The 19,176-nt window shown below is 46.6% G+C and carries 13 protein-coding genes; all 13 read right to left on the reverse strand.

Going from position 1 to position 19,176, the window contains the following annotated elements; translation table 11 throughout:
• On the reverse strand, positions 1-1,428 hold a 1,428-nt coding region (locus tag JRI46_05460), incomplete at its 3' end, for a hypothetical protein (protein MBW2039032.1).
• 451 nt (positions 1,429-1,879) lie between these two features.
• On the reverse strand, positions 1,880-3,850 hold the full coding sequence (acs, locus tag JRI46_05465) for an acetate--CoA ligase (GenBank protein MBW2039033.1): 1,971 nt from the start codon (positions 3,848-3,850) through the stop codon (positions 1,880-1,882).
• 339 nt (positions 3,851-4,189) lie between these two features.
• Complete coding sequence (locus JRI46_05470; GenBank protein MBW2039034.1) at positions 4,190-5,476, reverse strand: glyceraldehyde-3-phosphate dehydrogenase; 1,287 nt, start codon at positions 5,474-5,476, stop codon at positions 4,190-4,192.
• A gap of 140 nt (positions 5,477-5,616) precedes the next feature.
• The gene (locus tag JRI46_05475) at positions 5,617-9,831 is read right to left on the reverse strand and encodes a pyruvate, phosphate dikinase (protein ID MBW2039035.1); all 4,215 of its coding nucleotides are present in this window, start codon (positions 9,829-9,831) and stop codon (positions 5,617-5,619) included.
• A 383-nt stretch (positions 9,832-10,214) separates the two neighbouring features.
• Positions 10,215-10,385: a hypothetical protein gene (locus JRI46_05480; protein MBW2039036.1), complete on the reverse strand. Its 171-nt coding sequence runs from the start codon at positions 10,383-10,385 to the stop codon at positions 10,215-10,217.
• Positions 10,375-11,769 (reverse strand): radical SAM protein, encoded by a 1,395-nt coding sequence (locus JRI46_05485; GenBank protein MBW2039037.1) that lies wholly within the window; start codon positions 11,767-11,769, stop codon positions 10,375-10,377. The genes JRI46_05480 and JRI46_05485 overlap by 11 nt, the downstream gene beginning before the upstream one ends.
• A complete protein-coding gene (locus JRI46_05490) occupies positions 11,729-12,154 on the reverse strand; it encodes a hypothetical protein (GenBank protein ID MBW2039038.1) in 426 nt (141 codons plus the stop codon). Before JRI46_05490 ends, JRI46_05485 begins: the two co-directional genes overlap by 41 nt.
• A gap of 189 nt (positions 12,155-12,343) precedes the next feature.
• Positions 12,344-13,705 carry a sigma 54-interacting transcriptional regulator gene (locus JRI46_05495; protein ID MBW2039039.1) on the reverse strand — a complete coding sequence of 454 codons (1,362 nt, stop codon included), beginning with the start codon at positions 13,703-13,705 and terminating at the stop codon, positions 12,344-12,346.
• A 51-nt stretch (positions 13,706-13,756) separates the two neighbouring features.
• Positions 13,757-13,945 (reverse strand): CooT family nickel-binding protein, encoded by a 189-nt coding sequence (locus JRI46_05500; protein MBW2039040.1) that lies wholly within the window; start codon positions 13,943-13,945, stop codon positions 13,757-13,759.
• A 201-nt stretch (positions 13,946-14,146) separates the two neighbouring features.
• Positions 14,147-15,733, reverse strand: coding sequence for a radical SAM protein (locus JRI46_05505; protein ID MBW2039041.1), 1,587 nt, complete (start codon positions 15,731-15,733; stop codon positions 14,147-14,149).
• A 3-nt stretch (positions 15,734-15,736) separates the two neighbouring features.
• Positions 15,737-17,230 carry an NAD(P)/FAD-dependent oxidoreductase gene (locus JRI46_05510; GenBank protein MBW2039042.1) on the reverse strand — a complete coding sequence of 498 codons (1,494 nt, stop codon included), beginning with the start codon at positions 17,228-17,230 and terminating at the stop codon, positions 15,737-15,739.
• Positions 17,227-18,453, reverse strand: coding sequence for a DUF401 family protein (locus JRI46_05515; protein MBW2039043.1), 1,227 nt, complete (start codon positions 18,451-18,453; stop codon positions 17,227-17,229). Before JRI46_05515 ends, JRI46_05510 begins: the two co-directional genes overlap by 4 nt.
• 154 nt (positions 18,454-18,607) lie before the next feature.
• Positions 18,608-19,171 carry a CoA pyrophosphatase gene (locus JRI46_05520; protein ID MBW2039044.1) on the reverse strand — a complete coding sequence of 188 codons (564 nt, stop codon included), beginning with the start codon at positions 19,169-19,171 and terminating at the stop codon, positions 18,608-18,610.
• Between the last annotated feature and the right edge of the window lie 5 nt (positions 19,172-19,176).

Here is a 19,176-nt window from a genome sequence, read left to right on the forward strand (position 1 = left end):
TACTTGTTTAATCTGGTTGGGATCAGCTAAAACATAAATAGGGAACGGTATTAAATTTAGATTTAAGGCGATCTTACAGTTCGCCAATTCAGACTCAACAAAGGTGATGACTTCCTCAATTAATTCATTGAGGTTAATCCTTTCTTTTTGTGGTGCTGAATCTTTGGCAAACTGCCCGATGTCCCTTAGGAAGTCCTCCAGGCGTTTAGCCTCATTGACAATGATCAAAAGTTTCTTTTTTGCTTTGTCATCTTTTTCAAAGGCGCGCAGGAGTTGATTGGAAAATCCACCAATGGTCACTAAAGGATTCTTGATTTCATGGGCAACATGGGCTACTGCTGAACCCATGGCAGTTAAACGCTCTGACCTAAGAAGTGCTTGATGTGTTCTATCTAATTCTTCTGTCTTGCGATTGACTTCCTCTTCCAAGGCATAGGACCAACGCCACTTTGTATAAAAGGCATAGCTGGTCATAATTCCTAAAATGAGTAAGGCAATAAGCATCAGTAACCATTGATAAATAACTGCCTGACGAACCAACCCCTTTATTTCATCAACCGGTGCTGATACAGCCACGGCCCAGAATTTATTTTTATGCTCTGGCCCAGCATAAAAGGCAGGTGTATAAGCAATTAGTTTCTTAACAGGTTCCTTTTGTTCCCCCCGATGCCAGCCAGAGATATACCAACTTGTTCCTTCCTTTCCTGTTAAAAGATACTCTTTCTGTAACGTGTTGATACGAGTAAAAGAGATGGCTGGATATCTCTGGGCACGAGCAACGAAGGCATCTTCACCTAAAAAGGTTTCATCAATATGAGCCAAGAGATAGCCCTGTTTGTTGATTATCCAGGCATAACCGGTCCTGCCTGAACGCACATTCGCTGTAACTCCTTGGCAGATTTTAAGCACATCTATCGTCCAAACCACTGCGGCCGTTTCATAAAAAGTTACAATGTCCACCACCCATTTTCGAGGTCTGCTAGGTTCTGCCTGGTACGTATCGCTTACGTATGTTTGGTCTCTTTTGTTGAGAGATAGATAATATTTTTCTCTCTCGGTAAGTCTTGTTTGTCTCTGCATACCGGTCGTGTCAATGATCTCCTTCGCCCCAGATGCAAATAATAATGTTATATTATCTACATGAAATTTGGCCACTCTAGTGAGTACCTCCTGGGGTTTTTGGGTGATATCTTTATAGTGCATAAAAGTGTATAGTTGCAGATTTTCGGGTGTACAAGTGAAGTAATTTTCTAGACGACCAGCGATACTTCGTGCAATGGCCAACTGTTGTTGATTGAACACTTCAATAACTACTTTTTCCCATTGCTTTCTTGATCGTATTCCCAAGAAACCAAATATACATACCAATACAAAAATGCTTATTAAAAACCAGAAGATCCCTTTAGAAAATATTATATTTAATTTCATCACTTAATTATTAAAAGCAAAATCTATCCCAAATACTCTACCACTTCATAGAATTCAAACCTGTAGGGAGCAGGAGGGATGCCAAAAAATAGTCTCCATGCCGCAAAGATCCTGGCTTGACTATCTCTTTATCATAAAACTCTTTGGCTGACAAACAAATCCATCCATTGAGAGCGATCCTGCCAGGTGGCAAAAGGACCCGTTGATCTTGGTCATCATTTCACCATAAAAATATCAGAGATAGCCTATCTTGAGAGACTAAGAAAAGAATTGGGTATTAACTAAGATCTCGCCGAATGTGCTGTTTTTACAGGAAAAATTGGACTTGACAAACTCCCATAGCCCACCATCTCCTTTGGCTGCGACGCTTCACCTGAGTCTGCCGCACAGGTTTCGAAGCGTCGCAGCCAAAGGAAAGGCAGGTGTGAAGGAGGGTTGAAACCATCCATTGCTACTGTCTTCTCTGGACTAGATTATCGACCACAGAGGGGTCTGCCAAGGTAGTGGTGTCGCCGAGGTTGTCGATATCACCTTCCGCGATCTTGCGTAAGATGCGCCGCATGATCTTACCACTACGGGTCTTGGGTAGGGCATCGGCAAAATGGATCTTATCTGGGCTGGCAATGGGGCCGATCTCCTTACGGACATGGGTAACGAGGGTCTTCTTCAATTCATCAGAACTCTCCACTCCCGCCTTCAGGGTCACAAAGGCATATATCCCCTGGCCCTTCAGATCATGGGGGTACCCAACCACAGCCGCCTCCGCCACCAAATCATGGGAGACCAGGGCACTCTCGACCTCGGCCGTCCCGATCCGGTGACCGGAGACATTGAGGACATCATCCACCCTGCCCATCAGCCAGAAGTACCCATCCTCATCCTGCCTGGCCCCGTCACCGGTAAGGTACACCCCAGGGATCTGGACAAAGTAGGTCTCTTTGAACCGCTCTGGGTCGCCGTAGACAGTACGCATCAACCCGGGCCACGGCCTCTTAATCGCCAGATATCCCCCCTCATTGACCTCAGCAGGCGTGCCATCTTCCCGCAAGACCTGAGCATCAACACCAGGAAACGGCACCGCAGCTGAACCAGGCTTGAGCGGTACAGCACCAGGCAACGGAGTAATGAGAATACCACCTGTCTCTGTCTGCCACCACGTATCCACAATAGGACAACGCTCTTTACCGATCACCGTGTAATACCACATCCAGGCTTCTGGGTTTATAGGCTCGCCTACTGACCCCAAGATTCGCAATGAAGACAAATCACGCTTGTTTGGCCATTCATCGCCTTCCCTCATCAATGCTCGCAGTGCAGTAGGGGCAGTGTAGAAAATATTCACTTTATACTTTTCCACAATTTCCCAGAACCTGTCTGGATGAGGAAAAGTGGGTACGCCCTCAAACATCAAACTGGTGGCACCAAAGGCCAAGGGACCATATACAATAAAGCTATGCCCCGTTACCCAACCAACATCTGCAGTGCACCAGAAGGTCTCCTCTTCCTTGTAATCGAAGATCCATTTGAAGTTCTCAAGACAGAAAAGAAGATACCCAGCCTGCGTATGTAACACACCTTTCGGCTTGCCGGTGCTACCACTGGTGTAGAGGATATATAGTGGGTCTTCAGCATCCATCTGTTCAGGTTCACATACCGGCTTAATATCCTCAGCCAACATCTCATCATGCCACCAGTAGTCACGCCCCTCCTGCATATTGACCTCGCTGTTAACCCTTTTTACCACGATAGCACGGTCAACATCGGGGCACTCCGCCATAGCAGCATCAGCATTATCCTTACTCTTTATCACCCTGCCACTGCGATAATACCCATCACAGCAAATGAGGATCTTAGCTCCGGCGTCTAAAATCCTGTCCCTCAGTGCTTCTGCGCTGAAGCCGCCAAACACCACGCTGTGAATAGCCCCTATCCTGGCACAGGCCAGCATGGCAATAGGCAACTCGGGAATCATAGGCAGATAGATAGAGACGCGGTCACCCTTCTTAACACCAAACTTTTTCAGGACGTTAGCAAACTTACAGACCTCATAGTACAGTTGCTGATAGGTGTATATCTTGTTCTCTCCCTCAGGTTCTCCCTCCCAGATAATAGCCGCCTTGTTCTTGCGCCAAGTAGTCAAATGACGGTCAAGACAATTGTAAGAAACATTGAGCTTGCCCCCAACAAACCATTCATGCTTGGCATTGGCAAAATCCTCAACCAACACCTTATCCCACTTCTTATACCAGTCAAGGTCCTCAGCAAGCTCTCCCCAAAATTTTTCAGGGTTCTCAATGGATTCCTTGTAAAGCTTCTTATATTCCTCCATACTCTTAATATAAGCCTTTTCACTCAACTCCTTGGGAGGAGGAAATACTCGTGTCTCCTCCATCATAGAAATCATACCCTTTTCCCCTGCCATTTCATCCCTCTTTTAATTTAATGCGTTATATTTTTTCATCCTCTATTAAGTATTCAAGGCGATTTGATTTGTAGTGACAACACTTATAACTAGGTGGTTCCCACCTTTTGTGAAAGATATCACTTTTTCTCGTCTTTGTCAATACTTTATTTCAGAAAAATGCCCCAACACCGTCAGGATCGCCAAACAAGGTATGCGAGAGATAAAAGACCTCATTTGAGACCAATTTCTTCCGTGCCTAAAGGTCTATCCTCAGGTTATGTTGCCGGATACGAACTTGCAAGGTACCTGGTGTAATAAACCAGGCAAAGGCGTCATTGCAAGTAACCATTAGAACTATCAAAATAGGTTATTTAACATCTTATGCATGTAAACGGTTAAATCTCCCATCCTGTTAGTATAACTTCCATACTCGTTGTCATACCAACCAAAAATTTTGGCATGGACAACAGGGATCTGCAGGTTTTTCAAAGGGATTGAACGAAGTAATTCCTCAGGAATGTTAGGGATATGTGAGAGGTCAGCAGTTATAAAAGCTGTCCGAGAATGATTAAATTGGCCTTCTATTACCACAGCCGCGTCAAGGGCTTTCACATCTGTCGATACGTTTTGTTCATCAGAATAAACCAATAAGTGTTCAGGATCACCCTCTGCCGCCTTTTTATAGATCTCATTAATAGCTTTCGTATTGATTGAGCTTGCTGTCCCATCCTTCTTCATTCGACTCTGGACAGTAACATCTAAAATGATCAAGGATTCAGTATTGGTAGGTATTCGGACTGAGTCTGCCATAAACCCTATGTTTTTGACCTCTGGAATTACCTGTCCCAATGCCTCAGCAGCATTGGTTGAGGTTAGAATGATGTTGTTTAGAATGCTCCTGGTTTTTCTTAAATCAGTTGCTCCCGCCTTCGGGACAGCGTCCAATACAGCTTGTGAATTGGTCACCGCGTGAATTGTCGACATGGAGGCAGTAAGGATAAGGTTTGTCTTCTCGTTTTCAAGAAGGGGCTTTACCATATAAGCAAGTCCTGTGGTTGTGCAGGAAGCAGCCGATATCAATATATGTTTATCGGGGTTAAAAGAGGAGTGATTGATCCCATAAATCAATGTAACAGCATCTTCTGGCATCTTTAAGGCCTTATTCTTTATTTTAAAAGCTGAGGAATTAATCACCACCTTTGCTCCACCCATAAGATGTCCTCTTATGGAACCTTTTTCCTCATCCGGAGTTAACGTCGGGTCCCTAAACTTTCCTGTGCACTCAACAACTACATCAACCCCATAGTCGCGCCACGGGATATCTTTCGGATTCCTTGCCTTTTTTAAAACTGTTACAGGTGTGCCATCGATTAACAACCTTCCCTCTCTTTCATCTACAATTTGAATGACACGATCAGCGTTCACACCATAAAGAAATTTATGAAGCAGCCCGTAAGTTGAGTCTTTTTCTATCGTTTGCGCAATAGCGCTTAACCCTGTGCCTATATCTCGTCCCTGATTTACAATTATCTCTTTAAAATACTTTCTACCTATATGATGCCATAAGGTCAACTTCCCTATTCTGCCCAAACCATTTATCCCAAGTATCGGCAGTCGATTAGCAAATAGTTCAACTCTACTCATCTGTATTACCTCCCTGTTTGGTTTCTCTGTTATCTGAGGTAAATTTTTGTATGTAAAGGTCTCTACTCAGACAACCTAATGCCCTTAAACAGATGCTCAATGCACTTGACAAAAGGGTCTTAACCGGGGAATAACGCTCATTAAATATTTACTATATATGATTCTTCAGATTCAACCTCATGTTTTCCTAAATAAACTGTTCCGCTCCAACCATCAATACCAATAAAGGTCCCGCCCTTGATAATATGCCCATCAACAACACTATATCCCCTCGTCTCATACACTTTAAGCTTCTTGAAACCTACCACTCCAACCTTTTTGAGTTGAGGTATTGTAACAGCAGCGTGAGAAGTGCTTCCACCTTTTGCAGTAAGGAGACCATCCACTTGAAGGAGCAGCCCTACATCGTCTGGAACGGTGTCAGGCCGAATCAAGATAAGCGCTGTTTCAGGTTCCTTTTTTCGGAAAAACTTTATTTCCTCTTCTGAATAGACAACCCTCCCACATAGAGCTCCTCCACCGACACCTACGCCTATACCCAAAAGGGATTCTTTAAATTCCCCAGTATCCTTAAAAAATTTTAATTTTTTCTGTTCTATTGGGGCCATATCTCTTGTCTGAAGAACGTAAAGACCTTCCTTTTTTGCATTTTCAAAGGTAAACTCGATTTGTTGGTGGCTAAGTCCTCTTTCATAAACCAGTTTTTCACAGAGACGCGAAAGTTCAAAATATATCTCTGGAAATTCCTTTTCTAATGAAATCTCTGAATCTCTTCTTTCCTCCTTCCGCTGATTTTCTGAAATAGGGTAAGTCTCTACTAGGCCGGAAACAATATCATCACCTTGAACTCCAAATATAAAGTCACCATAAAGAGTTACAGCAGGAGATAACCCTCTCGGATTTCGAGTAAAAACCACCCCTGATCCTGAATCCCTATTTAAGTTGCCGAATACCATAGCTTGAACTACAACTGCTGTTCCCCATTCATCCGCTATATTCATTTGATGACGGTATATCTTTGCACGAGTAGAATTCCATGACTCAAATACTCGCAAAACAGCATGTCTCAATTGTTCAGCTGGATCATCTACAACCTCTATTCCTTTTTCTTCGATAACCTTCCTGTATGTTAAAGCCACCTGCTTCATTTGATCAGCACTAAATTGTATCTTTTTAATAACCTTATATTTACTCTTAAAATCATCTATAATCTGATCAAAAAAATCACGCTCTAACCCTTGAAACATACCCCATATTTGAAGAAACCTTCTGTAACTATCCCACGCAGCCCACCTATATCCCCTTCTTTTGCTGAGACCTTCAGCAATACTCTCGTTGATACCTACATTTAAAAAAGAATTCATCATCCCCGGAAGAGAAACCGCAGCCCCACTCCTCACCGAAAGAAGTAGAGGATTTTCAGGATCACCAAATCTACGTCCTGTTATTTTTTGGAGCTTCAATAATTCATTATATATCCTGAGGCTTAAATCCTTTGAAATATATTTGTAACCAACTACCGCATCAAAGCACCTAAACACCTCTGTTGTAATAATAAATCCGGGAGGGACCGGGAAATGAAATGAGGCGAGTTTCTTTAAAAAATATCCTTTGTTCCCAAGATGTATCTGATCATCAGTCTTCTTATTTATCTGATAAATGGGTGAAATCGTTATATCTGGATCATACGTCATTAGAAGGTTAAGGATTTCTTTCCTATCTTTAAGTCTTTCTGACTCTGTGCTAAGAGCCCTTAAGATATTACTTATAAAGTTATCAAGGGCCTGAAGCCCAAAAGCACTGGATATCATTGATCGAATGAAATTTTCAGAGATTTGATAAACAGCTTCTTCATCTTTTGGTGATGTCTTCTGCTCTCCTGTGTCTTGTTTCTTCTCTAAACTTTGATTGATAATAATAGGGAGATTTGACCTATGCGCGTCAATATAATAATTTCTTATAATATCTTGGATGCTCCTCGATACAAATTGAAAGATATTGATGTATTGATCAACGGAAAAAAGTTTAACTTGAAGGGCACTGCCAAAAAATTTCATCTTGGCTTCCAGTCCTTCCTTGGCAATACCTTCCAAGTCAAGGGCCTTTATAAAGAGCCAGAGATATTTATGAATCTTAGCAAGTGTACTTTTTGTAATAAATTTAAGATTTAAAGAAACAATCATCTGTTCAAACAAGACATTGGCAAGGCTCTCTAGACGAAGAGAAAGACTTAATGCATCAAATTTTTCTTCCCTATATGTCCCATACATCGATGGAATACCAGCAGCAATATGCCTTTTATGATAAATATTTTCAAAAGACTCCGTTCTTTTAGGGGAAAGGATCCGTTCCTTCAATATATTTAAAAACTCTAAAATGATGCTCAGACCCCTGTAATAATCGTTTCTTTTCAAAGACCTTTTTAAAGAGCGAATTTTTGAAGGACTAAATATATGTGCTGATTCTAGATCTTGCAATAAATCGATATGTTCTGGATTATATTTCTTATATAAAAGCTGATAAAGTCGTATTAGCAATATAGCCCTCTCTTTATCCCTATCCATCACCCCTTTTATACCATTTATTTCCTTTTGTATTTTTGATTTATCCCATTCGAGAAATTTATGAGGATCATGGTCTATCTTTTCTAAGATAACTTTAAATATTTTATGTGCCCCATCAAAATACTCTCCTGAATTTACAATCTGGTTGTAAACTTCATCTGGAAGATATCCCTTCATATTCTCCTTGTCCCCGGAGTACCAATAACGAAATATATTCTCTACAAAAGGTACCAACAAGCTATTGCTTTCAACATGGGACTGTTTACGCAAAAAATGAATTGCGTTGTCGCTTCTAAATGAAAGTTCATCAATCTTTGTAGATATATCTCGTAACTCCCCTTCTGCGCCTATCTCGCTAAAATAAATTGGAAAAATTCTTGCCAGCTGCTTTACAAGATTATATGAAGGTTTTATATCTGAATTTAAAAGTGCGGAGATATCCTTTTGTAGAAGATCGGTATCACTAACAAATATCCCCCCTATTTTAAGATTAATGATAAGTGCGGACAAAAGCCTTTTTGTCCATCTTGGTCTTAAAGCGATGATCTCAAGCCATGCTCGTATGTTCTTGACATGAATAGGATTTACTTTTACCTGCCAATCTGTAGTTGAGCCCTGAATATCAGGATATTGAAAACCAAAGGAGATTACCTGCTCAATAAATGTATCTACAAGTGCGTGGTCATTTATCTTAAATATTTCTTTAGCTACAGTAATAATACAATTTATAATTGTGTCCTGGTATTGGTAGCGGGACGTACTTTTCTTGAGCAAATTAAATACTTGTTTAACAAAAACATTCAGCTTTTCTGGAGATTCCTCCTTAAAAACCATGCTAAGAGAGCGGTTGATTTCCCTGAGAGTAGTGCCATGGATATCTGAAAGCCCTTTTACATTTATTATCTTGAAAAGAAAATTAAGCTTTACAAGATGTTGATGGCCAGCATAAATATCAGCTCGCTCTAATTCATCAGCAACCAACAAATATCCTTTTACTATCTGAAAATGGTCTGGCATATCCAGATATGAAGCTAATGCATCAAGTTTATCCACCGCTGTTGAGCCACTTATTGCTTCAAGTTTATCTAACAATATTGTTAAATTGTGATGACTCAATGGTTCAATAAGATCTTCAAAGTTTTCAATTGCTTCTTTTGTCTCTTCGTTTGAACCAGACCATCCTTTTGGGTCAGGCTGCGTAAGCCAATATTCATAGGTAGATCTAAATACATTATATAGTAGTGTCTTTAATCCTTCAGTTTTTATTGCAATATTGTTGGTAATGAGAAATTTCAGTATTGGTTTCAAATAAGTAGAGCTTTTCTTTAAAAAGGAATTTTGATTTGAAATTTGAGCAAGAGATTTTATTATAAAAGGAATTAACGAGAGATTCCTGGGGAGATGGTCTTTGCTATTAGAAAGTATATTTTCAATATAGTCAAAAAGGTATTTTAACGCTCTTTCTTTAACATCTTCACCTGGAGCCAATCGTATGATATCAAAGTAAATCTCCACAATAACTTTTAACGCATTTATTCCGTCTTTATGAGCATTGTGTTTATAAAAGTCACCCAGGGAAATAGTCTTAAGACGTTCAACAACAAATTCCCAGTTTATATATGGATGGTTAAACTCATCTAAAAATTCTTTAGTACGTTTATATACACCATATAAACCATCAACAGTCCTTAGAAGTATTTGTTGCTTTTCTGGAATCTCCACAACTGCTGCAGTTTTTTCTATATTTGCTTGCAAGGCAGTTGAAGCCAAGCCTTTTTCTCTTCTATTCATGAAATTACCTCGATTAATTCTAATAAGACCGCCAAAGTTGCAAGATATCGAAAAATAAGATTTTTCGATATCTACTACTAATTAATTCATACTAAAAAATAGACCTTTTGTGGAATTTGCCTCTTTCTAGGATGAGACAAATTTCATGACTAATTAAATAATATCATATATCCTGCAACTTTTCCAATCTCTATCTCACAAGGACTCTGGAAAGATCCTTCAGCCACATAGAAGTCCTGAGTCCCTTGGCCAACCCGAAGGCAGCGACCAACTTCTCAATCTTAGGGAGAATGACTTTTGATGTCTCTAATCCGTCCAAGGGAACAAGGATTTCCTCCTAACCCTCCATAGAAATTACCTCCTTTCACGCTGGTTTTTATTTCCTATCCTTCGATCAGCAAAGAAGGGTTATGAGATAGTGCCACAACTCCAGACGCATCTACATGATATCGGGAGGCATCATGATCATGACGCACGTCCATGAAATAGATGTGATCGGCCCCAAACACCAAGACCAGATCGGGTTTTGCCCTCATTATGAGATCAGGCGGCAATCTTACCCTCCTTCACCCGTTTCCTTCTTCCATTTTCATATTCCTCACTCCAAACCCTATCGGCCAGCTTACCCCATCTGCGGGCATAGGCATCCATCTCCCGATGTTTGACCGTGTAAATCTCCTCTGCCCCTGGGTGGGTGAAGAAGGGTTTAGCGTCTCGTATGACCTCACGCATTACGTGGGGATTATCGATGATCATGCAAGGTCTGAGGTGATTGGGGTTATGGGGCTGGCGGGCTCGGATATTGCGGAAGAGGTCGCTGTCCAGGGCCTCGGTCAAGCTTTTCTCATAGATGTTATCTATGGCGATATGGGTATATACACATGGTTCCACATCCCCTTTGGCATTGACATGGAAGTAGCGTCGGCCTCCTGCAATGCATCCTTCGACATATGGCCCGTCATTCCAGAAATCCATGACAAACATCGGCCGGGTGTCCCTGATGGCCAACACCTGGCGGCGCAGGTGCTCGCGCTGCTCCGGGGTAACCATAAGGGAGAAGTCCGCGCGGCCGTTTACCGGGATATAGAGGAAGTACATCTGGCCCAATGAGCCCAGCTCAATCATCTGATCGACGAAGTCAAAGGAGGAGACTACATCCACATTTTGTCGGGTCACAGTAGCTGAGGTCCCAATAATCACCCGGGCCTCCCGGAGATAGTCGAAGGCCTGCATAATCTTCTTATAGACCCCCTTCCCCCGCCAGCTATCCGTCTCCTGTTCACCCCCTTCAATGCTGATCACCACCGCCACGTTACCCAGATCGGCAAACTGCTGGGCCTTCTCCTGGGTCATCAAGGTCCCGTTGGTATAGACCTGGAAGAAGATGTCCGGGTGTCTCTCGATTATCTCAAAGAGGTGAGGGTACACAAGTGGCTCTCCCCCCAAGATGGTGACAAAGTAGATCCCCAGCTCCTCGCACTCGGTTAATAGGCGATCCACTACTGGTAAGGGAAGTTCGTGCTTCAAGCCATAACCCAAGGTATAGCATCCTTTACAACGCAGATTGCAACGCATGGTAGGGCTCAGGATCATGACAAAGGGCGGCCGGAAGCCCTTCTCTGCCTCGATCTTGTCCCGCTTCCTCCCACCCTCAAACCAGCCATGGTTGAATAGGGTCTCGAACAGACGGACCCTCCTCTTTGCGGGGAGAAGTTCCAGGACCCGTCGAAATAGGTCCTTGGCCGGGTGCCCTGGTGTCTCCAGAAACATCCTTATCTTCTTGATGCCATTGACCACCCCAGGATCGCTACTCAGCAGTTCCGCTAAATGGGTAAGGGTCACCAATTGACGGTCGGAGACCTTAGGCAATAGCTCAACGATGACCTTTGCCGCCTGTTTAGTGCCATATTCCTTTAAAAGCCCCTTTGATCTTTCCATGACTGTTGTCCTCCTTCCTTCGGCGCACCTTCGCGCCGATGCGATCTCCCTTTGGGCCCAACACCCCTTTCGCTCCCCCTTTGGGTTTGCTGGATAGGACCCATTGGCGCAAGACCTCCTCTGCCTCGCCCATTTGGTTGTAGATCACCTCGATCCCCCTCGCCCTTAGTTGCGAACGACAGGTTTGGGCGATGCCACCACAGATCACAACCTCAACCTTCCAGGCCTGCAGCCTCTGCATCCGTTCCATTGAGGACATCCCCTCCCATAGGCCCCTCTTCACCTCCAGGATCTCTCTCCCCTTAACCTCTGCTATTAAGACCTCCGGGGAAGAACTAAAGTGGGGAGAAACCCGGGTACCGAATAAGGGTATTGCCACCTTCATCTACCACCTCTATTATTTACTTCCAGCAAACTTTATGCCAAAAATTTATAATACATGCAGAAAAAAAGGTTAATAATTTCAAATAGATATGTTTTATTTCTCTGGCAGTGGAGGAAGGAAAGAAAAAATAGTTTCAAAATTGAAACATATTAATGAAACTGTTTCGCTGCCCCTCTGTAGAGATACCTTTCAATGGAAGAGCCCGTATTTCTTCATCCTCCTCCAGAGGGTGGAACGGCTGATGTTTAATTCCTGAGCTGCCATGAGGCGATTTCCCCTGTGTCTGTCCAGGGCCTCACGGATGATCTGGGCCTCGATGAAATCCATGGGATGGGTTGTCCTGGATGGGGATGAAGATGCCTCTACCTTTCGCCTCAAATCCTCGGGGAGGTGTTCAAGCTCAATGATCTGCCCCTTGCACAAGATGAATGCATACTCCAGGATGTTTTCCAACTCCCGGATATTACCCGGCAAATCATAGCGTATCAGTAGTCCTAAGGCCTCTTCGGAAAGGCCTATGACCTCTCTGCTACGAATCACATTGAGCCGATGGATGATATGGTCGATAAGAAGGGGAATGTCCTCTTTGCGTTCAGACAGAGGGGGAAGTTCAATCTTTACCACATTAAGGCGGTAATAAAGGTCTTCGCGAAATGTACCCTCCTCTACCATCTGGGCCAAATCCCGATTGGCGGCCGCTACGATGCGGACATCCGCCTTGATCGGCTCTGTCCCTCCAAGGGGTACATATAGCTTTTCCTCCAGGACACGGAGCAATTTCACCTGGGTGGAAGAAGGGGCCTCTGAGATCTCATCCAAGAAAAGGGTCCCCCCAGCGGCTGTTGCCAGCCGTCCCGGCTTATCCCTCTTTGCATCCGTGAAGGCCCCTTTCAAGTAACCGAAGAGCTCACTCTCCAAGAGGGTCTCGGGGATGGCGGCACAATTGACCTCCACCATGGGGCCACGGCTGCGGGGGCTTAAGGCATGAATTGCCCTGGCGAGCAATTCCTTCCCAGTCCCGCTCTCCCCTTGGATGAGGACGCTAACCTCGCTCTCAGCTACATCGGGAAGGATGCCGAAGATCCTCTGCATCTTCGGGTTCTTGCTGATCATATCCTGAAAGGAATAGCTTTTGCTCAATTCCTTCCTGAGGGTCTCCTCCACAGTGAGGTCCCTGAACACCCCTACCCCCCCTAAGACCTCTCCATCTTCGCTCCTCAGCAAGGCCGTGCTGATATTGATGGGTATCTCTTCGCCTTCTTTGTTGATGATGATCGCGGCAATATTGACCAACTCCCTTGCCGTGGCGAAGGTCTCCTCCAGGGCACAATTGATTTGGCAGATATTTGCCCGAAAGATATCAAAACAGTATTTATCCATGGCTTCCTGGCGGCTGAAGCCGGTGATCCGCTCAGCAGCACGGTTGAAGAAGTGGATACGCCTTGAAAAATCTACCGTGAACACCCCATCGGCGATGCTATCCATGATGGCGTAACAATTCCCAAAGATCTCCCCGATTACACATGCCCGTTCCGCAGCCTTCTTAGCCATCTCCTCCCCCAACAAGATCCTTACCACCAAATTGGCCTGGTGGTGGGCGACCTATTCCGGTTTCAGCAGGATCCTGTGCTCTAAGAGGTTGATCTCCTGAATGGAGGCCTCCACCACCTCCTCCTCGCCAAAGAGGCTGATAAGGCGCAACTTCTTCCCCTCAGGGATGATGGTAGCGATATCGGCCAGGAGTTCCTCTTCTTTGCCATCCTTGAAGATATATGCTGTAGATTGACACATGGTAGACCCTCCCTCTTTTTAAAGTTCTTCTCCTAAAAGTTGCTAAAAATCCCAAGGATTCGAGGATTCAAATCATAGGGTTCCTGCGGCCTAGGTGTACAGGATTCTAGTGAAAGGCAAGCCCCTAGAATCCTTGAACCCTTGAATCCCTATCTGTTTTTATATTACCATAGAATTCTCGAACATAAAAACAAATTCCCCTTAGAAACTTCTCCAAAACCCCTTTGCCTTCCCCCACCATCCCCCCAATTTACCCATCATGGCCGAGGTCCGGCACAACATCCTCCCCCAAAAGGGGGAACTGCTCTTGCGGGCATTAGGGTGGATGAAACAAAAACGGCGGCACTTTATCTCCTGCAACTTCCTCTGAAATTCCCATTCGGCATCTTCCCCCAGATCTGAAAAGTATCCCGGAATGTAGTAGCCAAAGGCACCAAATCCCCCCCCTCCTTCCTTGTGATAATAGTAAAAATCGGAAAAGGTCCGCAGGTCTGTCCTCACCCCAAATTTTTCGGGCTGGAGTTGCCAAGGCGCCCCAGGCTCCATCTCGATGGTAAATGTCCTGATCCCCTGGACATGGGGAAAATGTCTCCTGATATAGGCGATCAGCCTGGCGGTCTCCTCAAGGTCACCCTCCCTCTCATAGGGGAGGCCGAGGCTGAAGAAGAGATCCACTTTTACCCCCTTTTCCCCAGTGTACTCTAAACAATCCCATAGTTCCTGGTTGGTGTAGGAATAACCCTTGTTACGCCGGCGCACCTCCTCCGAACCGCTCTCCGGGGAGAGGGCCAGAAGAGACCTGGGGCCGAATGTCTGGGCAAACCCATCGATGAACTCCTTAGGGGGGAGCCCGAAGGACTCGAAAAAGAACTCCACCTTCAGCCTCTCTTCCCTGATCCGGGAGAAGAGTCTTAAATAGTAGTCTGGGCGCTGCGGGTAGGGATCAAAGCTGATGTGCATAGTCTCATACCCCCAGTTTATGGCCTCCTTTATGGAGGCTATCACCTTCTCTATATCCCGGAAGATCACCCCCTGGCGGTCGGCAATAAGCCTTTGGGCAGCCTTTCCTCCTCCACACCAGGTGCAGTTGACCGGGCAGCCCCTGCCCACCGGCAGGTGAAACATAGGGCTCTTGAGGGAGAAGAAGAGGCGATTCCTCTTCTTGGAGACCCCTTTAACAAAGAAGGGGAGGAGGACCCAGTTTATGTAGGTCTGGGAATTTTTAAGGAGGGCAAAGTTGGTGAAGCAGAGCCCATCCAGGGCCTCCTGGGAGGCCACATAATCCAGGGGGTTCTCTGCGACCTTCTCCCCATTCCTCCAGGTCAGGTTGGGCACGTCTGCGAGGTCACCTCCTCTCATGATGGCCTCGGCCAACCGCAAAAGGGGGATTTCCCCTTCCCCCCTGATGATGGCATCCACCCAGGGAAACCCCTGTATGATCTCACGGTGAAAGAAGCTGGCGGTAAGACCCCCTAGGAGTAGGAAGACCCCTGGGAAGGCCTCCTTGATCCTTCGGCAATATTCAATCACCTCATAAGACTGGTGGTGCCAGTGGAGGGGGAGGGCCACGACCTTCGGTCCTCTTTGGGCTATATAATCGATAATGGAAAAATCCCTCTCCTCCATCCACTCCACCCCCAGATGGACGATCTCCGTGGCATAGCCCTCCCGGGCGAGGAGGTCGGCCAAGGCCAGAAGCCCCATGGGCATGTAATTTATCCAGATGTATTCACCTATGGGGCGATAATAGTTTTTGAATTTGGGGACATGGATAAAGAGGACGTCCACCCTTTACCTCCCTCGCTCCCTGATGATCATCTCGGCGACAAAGCTCCCTGATATGGCTGCCCCCACGATCCCATGAGAGGGGCGGGTGTAGTGACCCGCCAGGTAGAGCCCTTTAATGGGGGTCCTGTTGGCCGGCCTCCCCCTGCCGAATTGCCAGGGGGTGGGGGCAAGGCCATAGGTAGCACCCCCTTCATTGGCCGTATACCTCTCCAGGGTGAGGGGGGTGGCGGCCTCAACGAATTTAATATGGGCGGTTAGGCCCGGGATATACCTGGCCTCCACCGTGCGGATGAGTCTCTGCGTTATCTCATCCTTGATTTCGAGGTAGAGAGATCTATCTTTTCCTCCCCAGCCATCGCGGAATCCATAGGGGGCTGGAGTGATTAGGCGCAGGATATGATGCCCCCTAGGGGCGAGGGAGGGATCAAGGAGGGTAGGTATGGTGATAATCACAGTGGGGTCGTCGGGTATCTCCCCCCGGCTCAATTGCTCATATTCCATCTCCGTATTCCCTGAGCTCAAGTAGGTAAGGTAAGGGAGGGCAAGAGGGGCCAAATCCATCTCCACCCCCAGATAGACCAAAAAGGAGGAGAGGGAATACTCTAAGGCATGGACCCAATGGTAGAGCTTACTCCTATATTCCTCGGGTAATAGATCTCCCAGGGCGCGGCGGATGTTGATGGCGGCCACCACCGTATTGGCCGGGATGAAGTTCCCTGCTCGAGTGAAGACCCCTTTCACTCTGCCACCCTTTACCTCAACCCCCTCCACCTCCGTCTCCAAGTTAACCTCACCCCCTCCCTCCGAAAAGGCAGCCTCTAATGCCTGGGGGATGGCCCCCATACCCCCCTGCGGGTACCATACCCCCTGGGCCAAGACCTTGGTGATGAGGGTTGCAGTAAAGAGGAAGGAGAGACGAGAGGGGGGGAGATGGGAGGGGAGGGTGGAGAGGACTAACTTGATCCCCTCACCCTGAAAGTACCTATGCAAGATGCGTCCCAAAGAGGCCCGCTGATATAAGATGAGGTGCCGAAAACAGACGGGGAAGAAGAGTCTTCGCCACCATGTGAGCCCTCCAAAGCGGTTTATCTCCTCCCCAACCTTACCTATCAAGTTGAAGTAGTCCCTTAGGGCCCGCCTCTCTTCTGGGAAGAGCTCCTTTGCCCCTTTGATATATTCCTCAAACCCCCCCCTCAGGTGCAGATCCAGGCTGAAATCGGGGTAGATATTCCTGGCGGCCTCAACCCTGAGGAAACGAAGGTGCCTCTGGGCCCCTGTCTGCACCAGGATCTTTGAAAACTCCCCCCCTTCTTCACAACCGCCGACAAAGGCTCCGGTGGCATCAAATTTGAGCCCCCCCCTGTTAAACGAGGTCACATACCCCCCAGTCCTGGCCCCTCGCTCCAGGATCAAGACTCGAAGACCATGTCTGACCAACAAGGCCCCCGAGGTCAGACCCCCTATTCCTCCCCCGATGATGATCACATCGTACTTCATCCTCCTATCCCCACAACATGGAAAGAGAAGATCAGGGCGCCTATCCCCCAGACAGCACTTACTGGTGGAAAGAGAAGTCGGTAGACCTTCCTCATCTCTGCCCTAAAATAATCCTTGGTGAGGACTAGACACAGATGCAGGGGGGAGAGCAATACCCCACAAAAACCGCTGACATAGGCGAACATCAGGTAAAGGAGGAGGTTATCCCTCCCCTGCATTACGGGCAAGAGGATGGGAAAGGCAACCCCGACAAAGGCGATGGTCACTCCCGTCATGAGGCCGATGGCAAAGGGGAGAACGACCAACAAAAAGAGGGGGGAGATACCCACCTGGCAGAGGCTGTCATGGAAGCTGCCTACTGCCTGTGTGGCCCCCAACATCCGCTGGAAATAAACGACCATGATCACGCTAAGCAGGAGTTTTGCGGACGACAAATTGCGCAAAACCATCTCCTTGGTCTTCCTCCATCCTATCCTTCCCCGCAGGAGCTCTATCCCGATGGCCAGCATCAGGGAATACACCAATTCCACCTTCAGGAGGATGACCATGACTAAAACCACCAACAATGGAAAGAGGGAGAAAAGTACCCCCCTTATCCCCTCCACTATCCCCTTGCCCCACTTCCCTTCCTCACCTTTGCCCACACCGCGAAAACCGAAGGCGATCCCCCCTCCTATGGCGGCAAGGGTAAGGGGAGAATTGTAGGCGGCGATGTCCCTCAAGGATACCCCTAACAGGGCCGAGGTGAGGATCACCCCTGGATAGGTGGGGAGAAAATATTCCCAAATATGGCGAAACCAGTAGTTGAGAAAGGTCCTCCTCTCGGGAGAGAGCCTCAAGGCATCGGAGGCCTCGACGACCAAGGGGGCTGAGACCAATGCGCCCCCCATGATGGGCATCAACCCTATCATCGCCGGCAACAAGGCCACCACCGCCCGGAGGTCTCTGGTGATCGCCCCGAAGGAATCGATCATCTTGCGCATCCCCCCTGTCTCCCTCATGATCTCACTGAGCAAGAGTATGAAAAAGAGGGCGCCTACGAGCTTAATGGTCTTGGGCTCCAGGAGTCCATGGAAGAATTCCCCGCCTATCTTCACCCAAGGAAGCCTGCAAAGGAGGCCAAGGGTGACCCCCCCGATAGCCAAGGTGGCCCATAGTTCCACCTTCCGTACCAATAGAACAATGATCAATGCGAAGACTAGAATTATTCTTAAAAGCTCCACTCCTTTTTCCACGTGGTTACATTTGGCAGGGGTTATTGAATTGGATAAAGGACGCCCTCCTGAAGGTAAAGCATATATCCCCAGAAGATCTGGAGACCATTCAGGTCATCGGCGCCCCCCATGAGACCATCAAGCATATCAAAACGGGTAATCATCATCTGAGCCCCTCTCCAGAGATGAGATCTAGAAATTGTTTCAAAATCTTTGCCGTTGCCCCCCAGATGATATGTCGGCCGCAATGGTAGATGTACACCAACTGGGTCTTGTCTTGGTAAGTCCTGTACTCCTCGGCCAAGATCCCCTCCTTGTGGAAACATCCTAAGGGGAGAAGGATCAATTCCTCAATCTCCTCGCTACAGGTGTCAAAGGGATATGGGTAGGGGATGAGGCCCACAAAGGGAGAGACGATGAAGTTGGACATGGTCACCACCTCATCCATCTCCCCCCATATCTCTACGTCCTCCGGCTTCACCCCGACTTCCTCGTGGGTCTCCCTCAAGGCAGTGGCCAACAGATCCTCATCGGAGGTCTCGGAAATCCCCCCTGGAAAGGAGATCTCCCCCTTATGGTGTTTTACCCTATCTGTCCTCTTGGTAAAAAGGACGTGATATGAATCATCCTTCAAGAACAAAGGGAGTAAAACTGCCGCTCTCGTGAGGTCGGGCTCCGCGGTCACCCTCTTGATCTCACGATGGGTGAGGATCTCTTTGATCCTCATAACCA

The organism is Deltaproteobacteria bacterium (genome assembly GCA_019308925.1).
In the GTDB taxonomy this organism is placed as follows: domain Bacteria; phylum Desulfobacterota; class B13-G15; order B13-G15; family RBG-16-54-18; genus JAFDHG01.